17 protein-coding genes are annotated in these 17,658 nt (G+C 70.5%); 5 read left to right on the plus strand and 12 right to left on the minus strand.

Features of this window, described 5'->3' with window-relative positions; translation table 11 throughout:
* The first annotated feature begins 36 nt into the window (after positions 1–36).
* From mshD to pstB, 5 genes are all read left to right on the plus strand, one after another.
* Entirely contained in the window at positions 37–936 is a 900-nt protein-coding gene (gene mshD, locus ACLJPY_RS37915) for a mycothiol synthase (protein ID WP_410595817.1), read from the plus strand.
* 226 nt (positions 937–1,162) lie between these two features.
* Positions 1,163–2,293, plus strand: coding sequence for a phosphate ABC transporter substrate-binding protein PstS (pstS, locus tag ACLJPY_RS37920; protein WP_410595818.1), 1,131 nt, complete (start codon positions 1,163–1,165; stop codon positions 2,291–2,293).
* 197 nt (positions 2,294–2,490) lie between these two features.
* On the plus strand, positions 2,491–3,411 hold the full coding sequence (gene pstC / locus ACLJPY_RS37925; protein ID WP_410595904.1) for a phosphate ABC transporter permease subunit PstC: 921 nt from the start codon (positions 2,491–2,493) through the stop codon (positions 3,409–3,411).
* 2 nt (positions 3,412–3,413) lie between these two features.
* Positions 3,414–4,331 carry a phosphate ABC transporter permease PstA gene (gene pstA, locus ACLJPY_RS37930; RefSeq protein WP_410595819.1) on the plus strand — a complete coding sequence of 306 codons (918 nt, stop codon included), beginning with the start codon at positions 3,414–3,416 and terminating at the stop codon, positions 4,329–4,331.
* Between the two features lie 10 nt (positions 4,332–4,341).
* On the plus strand, positions 4,342–5,118 hold the full coding sequence (gene pstB / locus ACLJPY_RS37935; protein WP_003057001.1) for a phosphate ABC transporter ATP-binding protein PstB: 777 nt from the start codon (positions 4,342–4,344) through the stop codon (positions 5,116–5,118).
* A 126-nt stretch (positions 5,119–5,244) separates the two neighbouring features.
* On the opposite strand, the gene phoU is transcribed toward pstB, so the two are convergent.
* The 12 genes from phoU to dusB all read right to left on the minus strand — a co-directional run bounded on the left by phoU (position 5,245) and on the right by dusB (position 17,646).
* Positions 5,245–5,910 carry a phosphate signaling complex protein PhoU gene (gene phoU, locus ACLJPY_RS37940; RefSeq protein WP_410595820.1) on the minus strand — a complete coding sequence of 222 codons (666 nt, stop codon included), beginning with the start codon at positions 5,908–5,910 and terminating at the stop codon, positions 5,245–5,247.
* Between the two features lie 83 nt (positions 5,911–5,993).
* Positions 5,994–7,391 carry an LCP family protein gene (locus ACLJPY_RS37945; RefSeq protein WP_410595821.1) on the minus strand — a complete coding sequence of 466 codons (1,398 nt, stop codon included), beginning with the start codon at positions 7,389–7,391 and terminating at the stop codon, positions 5,994–5,996.
* A gap of 1,529 nt (positions 7,392–8,920) precedes the next feature.
* Positions 8,921–9,595: a GGDEF domain-containing protein gene (locus ACLJPY_RS37950; protein WP_410595905.1), complete on the minus strand. Its 675-nt coding sequence runs from the start codon at positions 9,593–9,595 to the stop codon at positions 8,921–8,923.
* A 120-nt stretch (positions 9,596–9,715) separates the two neighbouring features.
* Positions 9,716–10,279: an isopentenyl-diphosphate Delta-isomerase gene (gene idi, locus ACLJPY_RS37955; protein WP_410595822.1), complete on the minus strand. Its 564-nt coding sequence runs from the start codon at positions 10,277–10,279 to the stop codon at positions 9,716–9,718.
* A gap of 86 nt (positions 10,280–10,365) precedes the next feature.
* Positions 10,366–11,199, minus strand: coding sequence for an alpha/beta fold hydrolase (locus ACLJPY_RS37960; RefSeq protein WP_410595823.1), 834 nt, complete (start codon positions 11,197–11,199; stop codon positions 10,366–10,368).
* A 10-nt stretch (positions 11,200–11,209) separates the two neighbouring features.
* On the minus strand, positions 11,210–11,740 hold the full coding sequence (locus ACLJPY_RS37965) for a cysteine hydrolase family protein (RefSeq protein ID WP_410595824.1): 531 nt from the start codon (positions 11,738–11,740) through the stop codon (positions 11,210–11,212).
* Entirely contained in the window at positions 11,737–13,170 is a 1,434-nt protein-coding gene (locus ACLJPY_RS37970) for a purine-cytosine permease family protein (RefSeq protein ID WP_410595825.1), read from the minus strand. Before ACLJPY_RS37970 ends, ACLJPY_RS37965 begins: the two co-directional genes overlap by 4 nt.
* Positions 13,167–14,054 carry a PfkB family carbohydrate kinase gene (locus ACLJPY_RS37975; protein WP_410595826.1) on the minus strand — a complete coding sequence of 296 codons (888 nt, stop codon included), beginning with the start codon at positions 14,052–14,054 and terminating at the stop codon, positions 13,167–13,169. The genes ACLJPY_RS37970 and ACLJPY_RS37975 overlap by 4 nt, the downstream gene beginning before the upstream one ends.
* A complete protein-coding gene (locus ACLJPY_RS37980) occupies positions 14,051–15,046 on the minus strand; it encodes an ADP-ribosylglycohydrolase family protein (RefSeq protein ID WP_410595827.1) in 996 nt (331 codons plus the stop codon). Before ACLJPY_RS37980 ends, ACLJPY_RS37975 begins: the two co-directional genes overlap by 4 nt.
* The gene (locus ACLJPY_RS37985; protein WP_410595828.1) at positions 15,043–15,735 is read right to left on the minus strand and encodes a GntR family transcriptional regulator; all 693 of its coding nucleotides are present in this window, start codon (positions 15,733–15,735) and stop codon (positions 15,043–15,045) included. Before ACLJPY_RS37985 ends, ACLJPY_RS37980 begins: the two co-directional genes overlap by 4 nt.
* Positions 15,736–15,767: 32 nt before the next feature.
* On the minus strand, positions 15,768–16,415 hold the full coding sequence (locus tag ACLJPY_RS37990; protein WP_410595829.1) for a VC0807 family protein: 648 nt from the start codon (positions 16,413–16,415) through the stop codon (positions 15,768–15,770).
* Between the two features lie 91 nt (positions 16,416–16,506).
* The gene (gene dusB, locus ACLJPY_RS37995; protein WP_410595830.1) at positions 16,507–17,646 is read right to left on the minus strand and encodes a tRNA dihydrouridine synthase DusB; all 1,140 of its coding nucleotides are present in this window, start codon (positions 17,644–17,646) and stop codon (positions 16,507–16,509) included.
* Positions 17,647–17,658: the final 12 nt, after the last annotated feature.

Raw genomic sequence — 17,658 nt, forward strand, 5'->3', positions numbered from 1 at the left:
CATCGCGTTGCCTCCCCGCGCGGGTACGGTCGCAGGGTGACCGGAGAGTGGCGCCAGGAACTGGACGAGAAGCAGCTGGAGCACGTGCGGCGGCTGCTGCTGGCCGTGCGCGAAGCGGACGGGCGGCCCGAGGTCGAGCCCGAAGGCGCGCTGCCCGGCGAGTTCGACGGCGGTGAGCACCTCGTCGCGTGCATCGAGGGCGAAGTCGTCGGCTACGCCCACCTCGACACCACCGGCGACTCCTTCGGCCACCAGGTCGCCGAGCTGTTCGTGCACCCCGCCCACCGCGACCGCGGTTACGGCGCGAAGCTGCTCCAGGCGCTCGACGAGCGGGCCGCCGTCGGGTTCCGCGTCTGGGCCCACGGCGACCACCCGGCCGCGCGGAAACTGGCGGTGAAGACCGGCCTGGAGCGCAAGCGCGAGCTGCTGATCCTGCAGGTCGACGTCGAAGGCGCGGACTGGCCGGAGCCGGTCCTGCGCGAGGGCGTCTCGCTGCGGACGTTCGTGCCGGGACAGGACGAGGACGCCGTCGTGCGGGTCAACGCGCGGGCCTTCGACTGGCACCCCGAACAAGGCGCCATGACCGCCGACGACGTCCGCGCCGACGAGGCCCGGCCGTGGTTCGACGCCGACGGCTTCTTCCTCGCCGAAGAACGCGGCGAGGTCATCGGCTTCCACTGGACGAAGGTGCACGAGCCGACCCCCGGCCGGTTCGGCGGCGAGCGCGTCGGCGAGGTCTACGTCGTCGGCGTCGACCCGGCCGCGCAGGGTGGCGGGCTCGGGCGGGCGCTCACGCTCGCCGGCCTGCGGTACCTCGCGAGCCGGGGGCTGCGGCAGATCATCCTGTACGTCGAGGGCGACAACGCACCGGCGCTGGCGGTCTACACCAAGCTCGGGTTCACCCGTCACGAAACCGACGTCCAGTACGGTCGGTGACCACGGTCGACACCCTGCGAGCACGTCGTCACGGACGGCAAACGCGCAGGTCACGGCCCGGACACGGCGGCCTCTCAGGCTAGTAGCACTGCTCACACCGGCGGCCTTGTTCACTTTGCGTTCACCTGGACAGGGGCGACCGTCCACCAGGGCTGCCTAATGTCCGGATCCGGCGCGGCAGCACAGCCGCGACGACCCGGTCAAGCTCCTGATGGAGGAAACAGCAGTGAAGATCATGCGGCCCCTGAGCGCGGTGGGCATCGTCGCGAGCGCCGCCCTCGTGCTCGCCGCCTGTGGTTCCGACCCCGCGGCGACCAACAGCAGCAGCTCGAACTCGGCTTCGGCGCCCGCTGCGACCGGCACCGCCGACGTGGAGTGCGGTGGCAAGAGCCCGCTCTCCGCCGAAGGTTCGTCGGCCCAGAAGAACGCCATCGACATCTTCACGCAGCAGTACGGCAAGAAGTGCTCCGGCCAGCAGGTCAACTACAACCCGAGCGGTTCGGGCGCGGGCGTCAAGCAGTTCAACGCCAACCAGATCGACTTCGGCGGCTCGGACTCCCCGATCAAGGACGCCGACGCCGCGGCCGCCAAGGCCCGCTGCGCCAGCGACGCCTGGAACATCCCGCTGGTCGTCGGCCCGATCGCGGTCGCCTACAAGCTGTCCGGCGTGGACAAGCTGGTGCTGACCCCGTCGGTGACCGCCAAGATCTTCAGCGGCGCCGTCACCAAGTGGAACGACCCGGCCATCAAGGGCATCAAGGGCAACGAGAGCCTGAACCTGCCGGACAAGGCCATCCAGGTCGTCTCCCGCTCCGACGAGTCGGGCACCACCGACAACTTCCAGAAGTACCTGGGCGCGGCGGCGAAGACCGACTGGACCAAGGGCGCCGGCAAGAAGTTCAACGGTGGCGTCGGCAACGGTGCGCAGGGCTCCAACGGCGTCGCGACCGCGGTGAAGGCCTCCGACGGCGGCATCACCTACGTCGAGGGCGCGTTCGCCAAGGACGGCCTGACCCCGGCCCTGATCGACAGCGGCTCCGGCGGTGTCGAGCTCAACTCGGCGAACGTGGCCAAGTCCCTGGACGCGGCGAAGTTCCTCCACGAGGGCTCGAACGACCTCGCGCTCGACCTCAACGGCATCTACGCCAGCAACACCCCGGGTGCCTACCCGCTGCTGCTGACGACCTACGAGATCGTCTGCTCGAAGTACGCGAACCCGGACGTCGCGAAGGCCGTCAAGGCGTTCCTGACGGTGGCCGCGACCGACGGCCAGCAGCCGCTGTCCGCCAAGGGTTACGTGCCGATCCCGCAGTCGCTGCAGACCAAGGTCCTGACCGCGGTCAAGGCGATCTCCTGACCGGCGTTGCGACTGACTAACGAGTGATAGAGGCTGGTCAGAAGTAGCTGATGAGCGAGTCATCCTCGACGCGAACGCCCACCGGCGACCCCGGTGGGCGTTCGTCGTCCGCCACGACGCCCCCGGAGGTCCCGATTTCGGAGCAAGCAGCCCCGCCGGCGGCGCCGCAGCCGCCCGCGGGCGAGAAAGCGAAGAAGGTGCGGCCCGGTGACCGCATCTTCCAGAACCTGACCACCGGGGCCGGGATCTTCGTCGTCGCCCTGATCGGCCTGATCGGGCTCTTCCTGCTCATCCAGGCGATCCCGGCGTTGAAGGCCAACAAGGTCAACTTCCTGACCAACCACGGCTGGACGACCAGCGACCCGGCGAACATGTCGTTCGGCATCCTCGACCTGCTCGAGGTGACCGTGGCGACGTCGCTCGTGGCGCTGGTCATCGCGATGCCGGTCTCGCTGGGCATCGCGCTGTTCCTGACGCAGTACGCGCCGCCGCGGCTCGCCCGGCCGTTCGCCTACATCATCGACCTGCTCGCCGCGGTGCCGTCGATCATCTTCGGCCTCTGGGGCATCCTGGTCTTCGCGCCGGCGATCGAGCCGTTCTCCCAGTGGGTCAACGACACCTTCTCGTGGTTCCCGCTGCTGGCGCCGGGCAACGTCGCGCCGAGCGTGCGCGGCACGATCTTCACCGCCGGCATCGTGCTGGCCGTGATGATCCTGCCGATCATCACCTCGCTCTCGCGCGAGGTGTTCGAGCGGACGCCGACCCCGCACATCGAGGGCGCGCTGGCCCTGGGCGCCACCCGGTGGGAGGTCATCCGCACCACGGTGCTGCCGTTCGGCAAGGCCGGGTACGTCGGCGCGTCCATGCTCGGCCTCGGCCGCGCGCTGGGCGAGACGATCGCGCTGGCCGTCATCCTGCTGATCCCGCAGGGCAAGAACTTCGACTGGAGCCTCTTCGACGGTGGCGCGACCTTCGCGTCGAAGATCGCCGCCAACTACAGCGAGTTCAACAACGAGGTCTCGGCCGGCGCGTACATCGCGGCCGGCCTGGTGCTGTTCGTGCTCACCTTCGTCGTGAACCTCGCCGCGCGGTCCGTCATCGGCAAGAAGGGGGACTGAGCATGTCCGTCACCTCGCTCGAAGCGCCCGCGTCGACCCCGGCGTTCCAGCAGGTCAGCCTGGGGCGCAAGGTCAAGAACGGCCTCGCCACCACGCTGGTCTGGCTCTCGTTCCTGGTCGCCGTCGTCCCGCTGGTGTGGGTGCTCTACACGGTGGTCGCGAACGGCATCAAGCGCATCCCGTACAGCAACTGGTGGACCGAGGACTTCGGGGACGTGCTGTCCGACGAGGTCGGCGGCGGCGTGCTGCACGCCATCATCGGCAGCCTGCTGCAGGGCCTCGTCTGCGCGATCATCGCGGTGCCGATCGGCATGCTCGTCGCGATCTACCTCGTCGAGTACGGCCGCGGCAAGCTCGCGCGGGCGACCACGTTCATGGTGGACATCCTCTCCGGTGTCCCGTCGATCGTGGCCGCGCTGTTCATCTACGCGCTGTGGATCACGACGCTCGGCCTGCCGCGCAGCGGGTTCGCCGTCTCGCTGTCGCTGGTGCTGCTGATGATCCCGGTCGTCGTCCGCTCGTCGGAGGAGATGCTGCGGATCGTCCCGGACGACCTGCGCGAGGCGTCGTACGCGCTGGGCGTGCCGAAGTGGAAGACGATCATGAAGATCGTGCTCCCGACGGCGTTGTCCGGCATCGTCGGCGGCGTCATGATGGCGCTCGCCCGCGTGATGGGCGAAACCGCGCCGCTGCTGGTCCTCGTCGGCTACTCGGCCTACACGAACTGGGACATCTTCCACGGCGAACAGGCCGCGCTGCCGCTGCTGATGAACAACGAGCGCGTCAGCAACCCGATGGATCCGGGTTCGGTCGGCTTCGACCGGATCTGGGGCGCGGCGCTGACCCTGGTGCTCATCATCGCGCTGATCAACCTCCTCGCCACCGTGTTCGCGCGCCTCGTCGCCCCGAAGAAGAAGTGAGCTGTTCCTGATGGCCAAGCGAATCGATGTCAAGGACGTCGACATCTACTACGGCAAGTTCCACGCCGTGGACGGCGTCACCCTGTCCGTGCCGCCGCGCAACGTCACCGCGTTCATCGGCCCGTCGGGCTGTGGCAAGTCGACGGTGCTGCGCACGCTCAACCGCATGCACGAAGTGATCCCCGGCGCCCGCGTGGACGGCCAGGTGCTGCTCGACGGCGAGGACATCTACGCGTCGGCGGTCGACCCGGTCCAGGTGCGCCGCACGATCGGCATGGTGTTCCAGCGCCCCAACCCGTTCCCGACGATGTCCATCAAGGACAACGTCGTCGCGGGCCTGAAGCTGGGCGGCACCAAGGGCAAGAAGACCCTCGACGAGATCGCCGAGCGCGCCCTGCGCGGCGCGAACCTGTGGAACGAGGTCAAGGACCGCCTGAACAAGCCGGGTGGCGGCCTTTCGGGTGGTCAGCAGCAGCGGCTGTGCATCGCCCGCGCGATCGCGGTCCAGCCGGACGTCCTGCTGATGGACGAGCCGTGCTCGGCCCTGGACCCGATTTCGACGCTGGCGATCGAGGACCTGATCGGCGAGCTGAAGAAGGACTACACGATCGTCATCGTGACGCACAACATGCAGCAGGCCGCCCGGGTTTCCGACCAGACGGCGTTCTTCAACCTCGCCGGCGTCGGCCAGCCGGGCCGGCTGGTGGAGCTGAACGACACGGAGAAGATCTTCTCGAACCCGGACGAAAAAGCCACGGAAGACTACATTTCCGGCCGCTTCGGCTGAGTTGCCGTTGCTGCGGAAGGCCTTTCTCGCCGGCGCTCGGGGTCGGCGAGGAAGGCCTTTCGTTTGTCCTCTGTGGAGCAACGAAAAAGCCCCCGGCGTCGACCGGGGGCTTTTGCCTGGGGCGGCTCAGATGTCGTCGTCGGAACCGTAGCCCGGCATCTTGCCGGTGACCACGAAGATCATCCGCTTCGCCACCGACACCGCGTGGTCGGCGTAGCGCTCGTAGAAGCGGCCCAGCAGCGTCACGTCGACGGCCGCGGCCACGCCGTGCGGCCACTCGCGGTCCATCAGGACCGTGAACAGGTGGCGGTGGATGTCGTCGACCTGGTCGTCGTCGGACTCGATCGTCTTCGCCGCTTCGATGTCCTTGGAGTGGATGACGTGCTCGACCTGGCGGGCCAGCTTGACGCCGAGCTCGCCCATCTCGGCGAAGTACGGCCGCACGGCCTCCGGCAGCACCGGATCGGGGTGGCGGCGGCGCGCGGCCTTCGCCACGTGCAGCGCCAGGTCGCCCATCCGCTCCAGGCTTTCGGCGGCGTGGATCGCCGCGAGCACCGTGCGCAGGTCGGTCGCCACCGGCGCCTGCAGGGCCAGCAGGGCGTACGCCTGTTCCTCGCACTGGGCGCGGGCGTCGTCGACCTTGGCGTCGTCGCTGATGACCTGCTCGGCGAGGCTCAGATCGGCCTCCAGCAGTGCCCGCGTGGCGCGCTCCATCGCTTCGGCGACCTGCACCGACATGGCGGCCAGGTGATCGGCGAGCTGTTCGAGTTCGACATGGTAAGCCTCACGCATGGCCCAACCCTACGGCCAACCGGGACCAAATACCGCATCGCCGGGTGAACCGCACGTGAACCCGCACTAACGATCGTCGCGGATCAGCCCGTGCTGGTGCTCTTGCGGGTGGTGGTGGTCGACTTCGAGCTGCCGCTGCTCTTCGGCTTGGCCGTGCTGCTGGACGGCGGAGCCTGTTCGCTCACCGGAACCGGCGCGTTCGGGTCCGGCAGCGGCTCGTTGGTGCGCAGCGCGTCGAAGAGGGCCTTCGTCTTGCTGAGCACGAGCACCTCGTTGCCGCGGTTGTTGGCCATACCGACCGTCGGGACGGTGAGGAACGTGATCTTCGACGGGTCGAGGCCCTTCATCGACTGCGCCAGCGTCATCATCTGCTTGACGCCGAGGTTGTCGCCGAAGGTCGCCTTCGCGAAGGCGGTGATGAAGTCGCTGAGCTTGCCGGGGTCGAGCACGACGTCGGAGGACATGACCTTCTTCAGCAGCGCTCCGATGAACTCCTGCTGCCGCTTGATCCGGCCGTAGTCGGACGTCGGGTCGCCCTTGACGTGCCGCGCGCGGACGAAGTTCAGCGCCTGGTCGCCGGAGATGGTGACGTCGCCGGTCTGCAGCAGCACCTTGCCGAGGATGCCGTCGTCGATCGGGATCTCGTTGTGGATGGTGACACCGTGCACGGCGTCGACCATCTCCTTGAAGCCGTTGAAGTCGATGCCGACGAAGTGGTTGATCCGCAGGCCGGTGATCTGCTGGATCACCTTGGTGACGCACGCCGGGCCGCCGACCGCGTAGGCGGTGTTGAGCTTGGCGAACTTCGCGCCCTTGTAGACCTCGTCGGTCGTCTTGTTCTGCGCCGGGTCCCACTTCTGGCAGTCCGGGCGGTTGACTTCGAGGTCGCGCGGGAACGACGTGACGACGACCCGCTTCCGGTCGGCCGGGACGTGCGCGACCATCACGGTGTCGCTGCGGGCACCGGGAGTGCTGTCGGCGGTGCCGACGCCTTCCTCGGCGGACGCGCCGTCCCGCGTGTCGGAGCCGACCATGAGGAAGTTCTCGTCGTTGGCCTGCGCGTCGGCGTCCTGGATGTCGGCGGAGTTCTCGTCGAGCGCGGAGACCTGGGTGAACTTGGCGTCGAAGTAGGTCTGCGCACCCCAGGCACCCCCGATCCCGAGGAAGACGAGCCCGGCCACGACGGCGGCGGCGACCCGCCCGAACTGCGCCGAGCGCCGCTTGGTGTCCTTGAGCGGACTCGGCTCGGCTTCGACCAGCGCTTCTTCGGCCTGCGGCTCTTGCGCGGGCGCGACGACGCGCTGGAGTGCGGTGCGGGTGCTTTCGATCAGGGAGGTGGGCGAGAGGCGTTCACGGCGTTCCCGCCGCTTGGCTTCTTCGGCTTCCATCTCGTCGTGCGCGGCGGAGAACCGGGCGAGGGTGTGGTCGATCTTGCGCCGGTACTGGGTGGCCTCGTCGATCGCTTCCATTTCATCGGTCATGGTGAGCGGATCAAGCGCGGCCCGAGGAGGAACAGCGGCGGAGCTGTCGGCGCCGGCACGCGGGGGCGCAGCGGTGGCGCCGCGGACGGCCGGGCTTTCGGCGGCGCGGCGGGCGGCGGGGCCGTCTGCGGCGGGGCGTGGGGCTTCGTCGGGTGAGGCTGTGGTGCGGCGTCCGGTGGGGCTTTCGGCGGCGCGGCGGGCGGTGGGGCCGTCTGCGACGGGGCGGGGGGCTTCGTCGGGTGAGGCTGCGGTGCGGCGTCCGGCGGGGCCTTCGGCGGCGCGGCGGGCGGTGGGGCCGTCTGCGGCGGGGCGCGCGGGTTCCTCGGGTGAGGCTGCGGCGCGGCGGCCGGCGAGCCCTTCGGCAGCGCCGCGACCCGCGGGAGTGTCAGGTCCCGGGCGCTGGGATGCGGCTTCCTCGGCGGAAGTTGCGGCGCGGCGCCCTGCCGGGCCTTCGGCGCCGCGACGACCGGCAGGACCGTCTGCGACGGGGCGGGGGGCTTCGTCGGGCGAGACCGCGGTGCGGCGTCCGGCGGGCCCTTCGGCGGCGCGGCGCGGTGCGGCTTCGGCGGGGGAAGCCGCGCGGCGGACGGCGGGGCCATCACCGGCGGGTCGCTGAGCTGCGGTGCGACGGGGCGCCGGGCTGTCCGGCACAGCGCCCTCGGCCGGTGCCGATGGGCGCCGGCCCGCGGAACCCTCCGCGGTGCGACGGGGCGCCGGGCTGTCCGGCGTGGCGCGCACAGGCGCACCAGCCTCTCCCGCAGGCGCCGGGCGCCGGCCTGCCGGACCCTCCGCGGTGTGGCGGGGTGCGGGTCCATCGGCGCGGCGGGGCGCCGGGCTGTCCGGTGTCGGGCGCTGGGGTGCGCGGTGGGCTGGGTCGGGCTGGGGGTTCTCCGGCGCCGGGCGGCGGAGGCGGCGGGGCGGCTGAGGTGCCGCCGACGTCTGCTGCGGGCCCGGGTTCGCCACCGGGGGGCGGCGCTGGGTCGGGGCTTCCGGCAGCGGGGCCGCCGCCGTCGTGCGGCGGGGCTGGCGCGGGCGCGGAGTGCGCGATTGACGGTTGGCGTCCGTGGGTACTTGGTCTTCCGCGGCACCCTGCCTCGAGGCACGCGGCGCCGGTTCGGCGTCCCTGGCTGCGCGCCGTCCCGGCTGGTCCTCGCGGGACGGCACAGGCCGGACGCCGGTGGTCTTGGCCACGACGTCGGAGACGCTGATGCCGCCCTGGTCCTCCATCGACCGGCGCCGTCCGGGCCGGGGGCGCGCGGGACCGTCGGAGTGGCGACCGGTTCCCGGGCTGTCGAGCTCGTCCGGCACTCGGTCTCCTTTCGCGCGATCGAAGGGGGTGGCTTCGACTTGGCCGTCTTCCCCCGCAGGAGGTGATCGTTCCCGCGGTGGTTTTCGTTATCGTACGGATACCCCCCGTTCGTGACGACACCCTCCCGGAATTTTCTTCACCTTGAGTCGACGAGCGGCCGGTGAGCGTCGACAAACGGGTGATGCCCCTTGTCGACAGACGGAGTAATGCCGCCTTTGTGTTACTCAGAGTGGGTTATTAACTGTGTCGTTTTCGCGTCGTGATAGGCCACCTTGTTGCGGCCCGCGCGTTTCGCCGCATAAAGGAGGGCGTCCGCGCGACGCAACTGGCGCTCCGGGGACGCCGGCGTCCCCGGCTCGTGCGCCAGGCCGGCGCTGATGGTCACCCGCAGTCCCGGATGCAGCTCTGACCAGGGATGACGCTCCACGCGCAGCCGGGCGGCCTCGACGACGCGGACGGCCCGCGCGGCGTCGACTCCCGGCAGCCACAGCACGAATTCTTCGCCGCCGTAACGGGCGCAGAAGCCCTCCGGCGGCAGGTTTTCCTGGAGGAGATCGGCGACCCGGCGCAGGACGCGGTCGCCGACGAGGTGACCGTACGTGTCGTTGACGCTCTTGAAGCGGTCGAGGTCGATCAGCGCGAGGCCCAACGGCGGACGGTCGGTGAACGGTCCGTACAACCGCTCGTCGAAGTAGCGGCGGTTGTAGCTCGACGTCAGCGCGTCGCGGAGACTTCCGTCACGCGCGATGTCCAGCGCGGACCGCAGGTGCTGGTAGGCGCGCCGCCAGTCGCCTTGGGTGGCGAAGAGGCCGGCGACGGCCTCGTGCAGGCGGAGCAGGTCGGGCGGCCGCGGTCCGGCCGTCCGGCCCGGCGTCCCTTCGCCCTCGGCGACCATCCCGACCTCGACCACTCCTTGGTTGTCGTCGTGGGGACGGCCGCGCTTGAGGTGCCGGTGGGGAGGAAGGTGAATTTCGCTCAAACGGGACTGCGGTGGTGACTCAGCGGAGTCGCGGAGTCAGAGTCCGGAGAACGGCTCGATGCCCTTGAGCTGCGCGTACTGGTCTTTGGCCCAGTAACTCACATTAGCCGTCGTGTCGTTCAGTAACTCCGTGTATTCGCCCCATGGCACCCAGCGCCAGCCGCCGACCTCTTCCGGGTTCGGTGCCGGCTCGGCGTCGGCCCAGGCGGCGAACACCGGGCAGAACTCGTTCTCGACGATCCCTTGGAACGGCGGCGTCCGGTACCGGTAGTTCGGCAGCACGCAGTGCAGCCCGGACAGCGACGGCAGCCCGAGTTCGTAGCCCGCGCGGCGCCGGACGGCGTCCTCCAGCGCTTCGCCGGGTGCCGGGTGGCCGCAGACGCTATTGGTCCAGACCCCGGGCCAGACCTTCTTGTGCAGGGCGCGCTGGGTGATCAGCAGGGCGTTGTCGCTGCGGCGCAGGACGTAGCACGAAAAGGCCAGGTGCAGCCGGGTGTGTTCGTGGTGACTGGCCAGCTTGGGGCCGGTCTCGCCGGTGGGCACGCCGTCCTCGGTGACGAAGACGACCTGTTCGGTCTCGGGTTCGATCGCGGTGTCCACGTCCCCAGTGAACACGACGGCCCACGGGGTGCCGTACCGCGAGGCGGGTGGGTTACGGCCGGTCCGCCCGGCGGGGTGACGGGCGATCACCGTGCGTTGAGGTGCTCAACGAGCAACGTGGTGACGGCTTCGGGGGCCTCCTCGGGCACCCAGTGCGAGACGTCTTCGAGCATTTCGAACCGGTACGGCCCGGTGACCCGGTTGGCGGTGTCAAGCGCGGCGGTGGAGCCGAACGCGACGTCCTCGGTGCTCCAGATGTACAGCGTCGGCACGGTGATCTTGCCGATCTTCCCGCCCGGCCGTCCGGCCCGGTACCAGTTGAGGGCGGCGGTGAGGGCACCCGGCTCGGACAGCCGCTGGACGTAGTCGTCGACCTTCGACGGCGACACGCGCCGCTCGAACATCTCGCGCAGCGCGTGGCCGTCGTTCTCCAGCATCCGCCGCTCGGTGACGCGGGTCTGGCGCCACTCGGTCATGTAGCGGGTCCGCAAGTGCTGGTCTTCATCGGTCTTCATGGCGTCGGCGAGCGCGCCGGGGTGCGGCGTCGAGACGACGGTGAGACTGCGCAGCCGCTCGGGGTGCGCGTCGGCGGTCCACCAGGCGACGGCGCCACCCCAGTCGTGCCCGACGAGGTCGAACTTCGGCCAGCCCAGCGCTTCGGTGATTGCTATCACGTCCCCGACCAGGTGGTCGATCGAGTAGTCACCGGCCTCCTCCGGTCGCACGCCGGGCGAGTACCCGCGCTGGTCCGGCGCGACGGCCCGGAACCCGAGCACGCCGAGGGTGGCGACCTGGTGCTCCCACTCGGTCGCGGCTTCGGGGAAGCCGTGCAGCAGCAGCACGGGCCGCCCGTCCTCGGGCCCGGCGGCGATGGCGTCGAAGGAACCGGCCTCGGTGGGGATGCTGATGTGGTCGATCACGCAGGCGAATCTACTTCGCGAGCACCTCCTCCGTCGTGGCCACCTGCACGAGCGGGGCGTACAGCCGCATGATGTCCAGCGCCTTTGCGTGGCTCTCGTCGTCCGCGCCCGCGCAAGCGTCGGAGACCACCGTTACCGCGACACCTGCGTCGGCGGCTGCGAGGGCCGTCGACAGCACGCAGCAGTCCGTTGAGACGCCCGCCAGTACCAAGCCTGCGCCGCCCACTCGGGTGGCCATGCGGGGGTTCCACTTGCCGAACGTGGTTGCGTCCACTGTGGACGTCGGTTGGAAGGCGTCGACCACCTGGTAGAGCGGTGCGTCCGGTGGTTGGCGGGCGAACGGCCACTGCTCGTAGTAGCGGCGCCAGGCTCCTTCCGGGTGCGCCGGTGCGACGAACCGCGTGAACACCACGTCGGTGCCGAACGCCGTCACCAGGCGGTGGATCGGGGCGACCACCTCGGCGAAGCGGGGGGTGAACCACGGGCTCGCCGGGTCGGCGAACACGTTCTGCAGGTCGATGACCGCCAGGATGCTCCTCACACCGCCTCCTGCTCGCGGACCCGCCGCCGCGTCAGCAACGTCACCAGGAAACCCAGGGCCAGCGCCAGCAGCACGCCGAGGTTCGCGAACGCCCACGCGCCTTCGCGGCCGCCCAGCCCGAGCGGTTCCAGCAGGTAACCCTGCCACTTCAGCCACTCCGCGGACGTGTTCGTCACCAGGCCCCAGCCGAGCGCCGTCGCCAGCAGCACCAGCGCGATCGGGCCGACGCGGATGTCGCCGTAGCGGCCGGCCGGATCGAACAGCTCTCGCTCGGCGTAGTCGCGTCGGCGCAGCAGGACGTCCGCGAGCATCACCCCGCACCAGGCCGCGACCGGCACGCCCAGCGTCACCAGGAAGCCCTGGAACTGACCGAGGAACTCGCCGCCGAAGAAGACGATGTAGATCGTGCCGAGGATCATGAGCCCGCCGTCGACCAGCGCCGCCGCGGGGCGCGGGATGCGCACGCCCGCCGAGAGCAGGGCCAGCCCCGACGAGTAGATGTCCAGTACCGCGCCGCCGACCAGGCCGAGTACCGCGACGATCGCGAACGGCACCAGGAACCACAGCGGCAGCAACGTCGTCAGCGCGCCGATCGGGTCGGCCGCGATGGCCTTGTTCAGGTCCGGTGACGAGCCGGCCAGCAGCAGCCCGAACACCAGCAGCACCACCGGCGCCACCGACGCGCCGAACGTCGTCCAGCCGACCACGCCCCGGCTCGACGACGTCCGCGGCAGGTAGCGCGAGTAGTCCGCGGCCGCGTTGACCCAGCCGAGGCCGAAGCCGGTCATCAGGAACACCAGCGCCCCGACCCACTGCTGCGCCGAGCCGGACGGCAGTCCGCGCACGGCCTCCCAGTGCACGTCCTTGGCCACGAGGACCACATAGACGACGGTGAGCACACCGGTGATCCAGGTGATCCACGTCTGCAGCTTCATGATGGCGTCGAAGCCGAGCACGCCGGCGGCCACGGTCAGCGCCGCCACCACGACCAGCGCGACCACCTTCGTCGGGGTGCCGCCGCCCCAGCCGAGGCGCTCGAAGACGGTCGCCGTGGCCAGCGTCGCCAGCGCGGCGAGCACGGTCTCCCAGCCGACCGTCAGCAGCCACGAGATCGCCGACGGCAGCCGGTTGCCGCGCACGCCGAACGCCGCCCGCGAGAGCAGCATCGTCGGTGCCGAGCCGCGTTTGCCCGCGATGGCGATGAACCCGCACAGCAGGAACGAGAACAGGATGCCGACGACGCCGGCGACCAGCGCCTGCCCGAACGAGATGCCGAAGCCGAGGGTGAACGAGCCGTAGCTCAGCCCCAGCACCGACACGTTCGCGCCGAACCACGGCCAGAACAGCTGCAGCGGTCGTCCGCGCCGCTCGGCGTCGTCGATCACGTCGAGGCCGTTGGTCTCCACCTCGAGCCTGCGGGAACCGGTCATCGCGTCGCCTCCACCAGCTTGTCGATCTCTGCCCGGCCGGGCGCGGTCGCCGGCCCGCGCCGGGTCACCGAAAGCGCGGCCGCCGCGTTCGCGCGCACCGCGGCGTCGAGGACGGTACTGCCGCGCAACAGCTCCGCGGCCAGCACGCCGCAGTGCGTGTCGCCGGCGCCGGTGGTGTCCACGACGTCGACCGGGAAACCCGGGACGTCGGTGATCCGGCCGTTTTCGTGGACACGACAGCCTTTTCCGCCTTCGCGGACGACGGCGACCGGCGGCAGCACACCCAGCGCCTCGCCCAGCACCTCGGCTTCACGGGCATTGCAGCTCAGTATGTCTATTGTGGACAGCAAATCACGCAGGCCTCCAGGGTTGATGTCGCCGATGAGCGGGCCGGGATCGAACAGGATCCTCGAGCCGGGAAGACGGGGCAGCCACTCGACGAGGGCCCCGCGATTGATCTCGTGCAACCAACTGTATCCGCTCACGTACACCACGTCGTCAGTCTTTGGGGTGATCCGGTCGAGCAGTTCCGCGCGCAGCCATCCTTCGGCGCCGGTGCCGGTCGCGAAGGTGCGTTCGCCGGTCGCGTCGACGAGCACGACGACGACACCGGTGTCCACTTCGGACGTTGGGGCGTGCGCCAGTTCCACCCCTTCGGCGGCGAGCGCGGCGCGGGCGAGATCGCCGAAGGCGCCTGTGCCGTGGCTGCCCGCGTAAAGCACCTGGGCGCCGGAGCGCGCGGCGGCGGCCATGACGTTGAAACCGCCGCCCGGCAACAGTTTCGTCGACGAAGCCAGGACGTCGCCGCCTGCCGGCGGCAGCGCCGGCACCGCCATGACCAGGTCGACGACGACCTGCCCGGTGTGCACCAGCCGCCCGGTCATCGGCGGCGCAGCTTGAGGAGTTCGTCCACGAGCGGCCCGAATTCGAGGCGGTTGACGGCGAGCACGGTCTCGACGACGTCCGGGCGGAAGGCGCCGACACCGTGCGCGGCGCCGAGCATCGCCCCGCAGATCGCGGCGACGGTGTCGGTGTCGCCGCCCAGCCCGGCGGCCAGGCGCAGGGCCGACGGCGGGTCGTCACCCATGGCTTCGGCCAGCGCGAACGCGGCCACGACGGACTCCTGCGACAACACGGACGTGCCGATGACCTGCGCGACCGCGTCGGCGACGGCGGACGGTGCCATGCCCCGCACCCAGTCGCGCGCCCAGCGGATCCGCGCGGCGATCTCCCCGCCGGGCGCCCAGTGCCCGCGTTCCCCGCCGACGACCGCCGCCCGCTCGCCCGCGTCGAGCGCTTCGGCGAGGCTCGCGCCGTCGACCCCGGCGGAGACCGCGGCCGCGACCGCGGCGGCCGACGCGATGCCGAGGCTCGTGTTGTGCGTGACCCGAGCGGTCGCGACGACGGCGTCGACCAGGCGGTGCAGGTCGTCCGACGGCGTCGCGATGCCGACCGGCGTGACGCGCATGGCGGCGCCGTTGGTGGTGCCGGTGCGGCCGGCTTCGTCGGCCGGGACGCCGTCCTGCAGCCGGGCGAGCGCGCGTTTGGTGGACGGCCCGAGCAGGTCCGCGGAACCGCGGCGGACCATGTCGGCCTCCCAGATCAGCAGCGCGTCGGCGAAGACGTGCGGCTCGACGGTGCCGCGGCCGTCGATGAGGAGGCGAGCCAGCAGGACGGCCTGCTCGGTGTCGTCGGTGACCGAGCCGGCGGGCATCGAGGGCGCGACCGGCTGGTCGGCGACGGCGGTCAACAGGCCGGTGACCGGCCCGTAGGTGGCGGCGATGGCGGCGCGGGACATCGACTGCGTCGGCATGCCGAGCGCGTCGCCGACGGCCAGCCCGGTGAAGGCGCCGAGCGCCCGGTCCCGCGCGGTCACCGGTGTCCGAACGTGAGGTGGAACTGGAACCGGTCCGGGTCCAGCAGGCTGACGACCCGCTCGACGAGCCGGCCTTCGGCGTCGACCGAGGTGCGCTCGGCGCGGAGGAAGAGCTCGCCGATGCTCCGGCCGAGCAGTTCGGCCGCGCAGGCGTCGAGGCGTTCGGTGCTGATCCACTGGTCGCCGCCGACGGAGATCCGCCCGGCGGCTTCTAGGGTCTTGGTGAGGGAGCCGTCCCGCAGTCCGGTGCCGGGCAGGTCGGCGAGCGGCCCGACGGCGGGCACGGTGGCCGTCTCGAGCGAAATCCCGCGGTCGTGTTCCCGGCGCAGCCGCCGCACGGCGACGTAGCTGTGCTCGCCGAATTCTTCGTGCAGCGCAACGTCTTCGACGGTTTCGATGCCGAGCAGTTCGGTGGTGACCGGCGCACCGGCGTCGGCGAGCGCGCGGGCCCAGCCGATGCGCTGGTCGAGCTGCACGCCGTCGAAGGTGACGAACGATCCGACGCCGGCCTGGGTGGAGATGAGCTCGAGCTGCTGGAGTTCGGAGAGGGCGCTGCGGACGGTGCCGCGGCTGACCTGGTACTGCAGGGCGAGCTGGTTTTCGCCGGGCAGGCGCTCGCCGTGGGCGAGGCGCCCGGAGCGGATCAGGTCGGTGAGGTCGCCGACCAGCTGCTCCCGCTTGCTGTACATGTCCACACCTGTACACCCGGCGTTGCCGCAGGTCAAGCGGCTACGAGGACCTTCGCCTCGCCGGCGAGCATCTTGCCCGCCTTCTCGGCGACCTTGCCCGAGACGACCATCATCACCGCGAAGACGACCGCGAAGATGGTGGTGCTCAGCCAGACCATGGTCGACACCGGCAGCGTGAACGCGCCGACGATGCGAGCCGCGCTCTCCAGCGCGAAGCCGATACCCCAGATCACGCTGCAGCGCCGCAGGACGGCGTTGAAGGTTTCGTTGTCACTGAGCCGTTCCCACGCGGCTTCCCGTGCGGCCTGGCCGCGCGTGAGGAAGGGCCGCATGGTCTTGGTCATGATCGGGGCCGCGGTGAAGGTGGAGGCGAGGAGGACGAGCCCGGTGATCCCGCTGCCGAGCGAATCCTTGGCGATCATCATCCGGGCGTCACCGGTGACGAAGGTGAGCAGCATGCCGACGATGTTCGTGGTCAGCACGACGAGGGCGAGGCCGTTGAGGGTCCGGTCCTTGGCGAACTGGAAGAGGGTCCGGGCCAGCGGGAAGACGCCGGAGGCGGCGAGGGCGGTGAAGTCGCTCGCCCCGAGCGAGTGGAGCGCGTAGTAGACGCCGGTGGGGACGGCGATCTCGATCGCGAGGGTCTTGAGGAGGGCGTTTCCGGGCTGGTTCGTCGTCATGGGAAAAGCTTGTCGCGGCGGCGGGCTTCGGAAGGATGCCGTCCGCCACGACTTCGGGCTGACAGATGTCACGGCTCCCGGCTGAGCCGCCTCAGCCGCCGGAGTGCATGTCTTCCGCCTCCGGGACGCAGTCGTCGTCCGGGTCGTCGAGCCAGCCGTGGGGCAGCGTTACCTTGCCCGGGGAGCCCTGGCGGCCACGCGGGCCCGTGGCCGCTTCCGGGAACGGGGCTGAATGGTCGAGCTGGGCGATCAGGTCGTCGAGCTGGTCCATCGACGACAGCATCGCGAAGCCGCGGCGGAGTTCGGAACCCACCGGGAAGCCCATCAGGTACCAGGCCATGTGCTTGCGGATGTCGCGCATGGCCTTGTCGTGGCCGTCGTGCTCGATGAGCAGTTCGGTGTGGCGGCGGAGCACGGCAGCGACCTCGCCGAGGTTCGGCGGGGTGGGCAGCGAGCGGCCCTGGAAAGCGGCTTCCAGCTCGCCGAACAGCCACGGGCGGCCGAGGCAGCCGCGGCCGACCACGACGCCGTCGCAGCCCGTTTCGTCGACCATGCGCAGGGCGTCGGCCGCGGAAAAGATGTCGCCGTTGCCGAGCACCGGGATGCTGGTGACGGCTTCCTTGAGGGCGGCGATCTTGGTCCAGTCGGCCTGGCCGGAGTAGCGCTGGGCCGCGGTCCGGGCGTGCAGGCTGACGGCCGCGGCGCCCTCGGCTTCGGCGATGCGGCCGGCGTCGAGGAAGGTGTGGTGGTCGTCGTCGATGCCGATGCGGAACTTCACCGTGAACGGCGTGTCCCCGGCCGCCTTGACCGACTCGCGGACGATGGCTTCGAACAGCTTCCGCTTGAACGGCAGCGCGGCCCCGCCGCCCTTGCGGGTCACCTTCGCGACCGGGCAGCCGAAGTTGGAGTCGACGTGGTCGGCCAGCCCCTCGCCGACGATGATCCGGACCGCTTCGGCCATCGTCTTCGGGTCGACGCCGTAGAGCTGCATGGACCGGGGCTTCTCGTTCGCCCCGAAGGTCATCATGTGCATGGTCCCGGGGTGCCGTTCGACGACGGCTCGCGCGGTGATCATCTCGCACACGTAGATGCCGGCGCCGTACTCGGCGCACAGCTGCCGGAAGGCGACGTTGGTGATTCCGGCCATGGGCGCGAGCACGACCGGCGGATAGACCTCGTAGGGGCCGATCTTCAGGGCGGGCTTGCTCAGGGTCGCGGTCACGTCCTCCATTGTCGCCTGTGG

It is taken from the genome of Amycolatopsis sp. lyj-23 (assembly GCF_046549135.1).
Classification (GTDB): domain Bacteria; phylum Actinomycetota; class Actinomycetes; order Mycobacteriales; family Pseudonocardiaceae; genus Amycolatopsis.

Bases quoted from the DNA above. Each gene is read 5' to 3' on its own strand.
- pstA (WP_410595819.1), top strand. From the start codon at position 3,414: ATGTCCGTCACCTCGCTCGAAGCGCCCGCGTCGACCCCGGCGTTCCAG.
- pstB (WP_003057001.1), top strand. From the start codon at position 4,342: ATGGCCAAGCGAATCGATGTCAAGGACGTCGACATCTACTACGGCAAG.
- phoU (WP_410595820.1), bottom strand. From the start codon at position 5,910: ATGCGTGAGGCTTACCATGTCGAACTCGAACAGCTCGCCGATCACCTG.
- ACLJPY_RS37945 (WP_410595821.1), bottom strand. From the start codon at position 7,391: ATGACCGATGAAATGGAAGCGATCGACGAGGCCACCCAGTACCGGCGC.
- ACLJPY_RS37950 (WP_410595905.1), bottom strand. From the start codon at position 9,595: ATGGTCGCCGAGGGCGAAGGGACGCCGGGCCGGACGGCCGGACCGCGG.
- ACLJPY_RS37970 (WP_410595825.1), bottom strand. From the start codon at position 13,170: ATGACCGGTTCCCGCAGGCTCGAGGTGGAGACCAACGGCCTCGACGTG.
- ACLJPY_RS37975 (WP_410595826.1), bottom strand. From the start codon at position 14,054: ATGACCGGGCGGCTGGTGCACACCGGGCAGGTCGTCGTCGACCTGGTC.
- ACLJPY_RS37985 (WP_410595828.1), bottom strand. From the start codon at position 15,735: ATGTACAGCAAGCGGGAGCAGCTGGTCGGCGACCTCACCGACCTGATC.
- ACLJPY_RS37990 (WP_410595829.1), bottom strand. From the start codon at position 16,415: ATGACGACGAACCAGCCCGGAAACGCCCTCCTCAAGACCCTCGCGATC.
- dusB (WP_410595830.1), bottom strand. From the start codon at position 17,646: ATGGAGGACGTGACCGCGACCCTGAGCAAGCCCGCCCTGAAGATCGGC.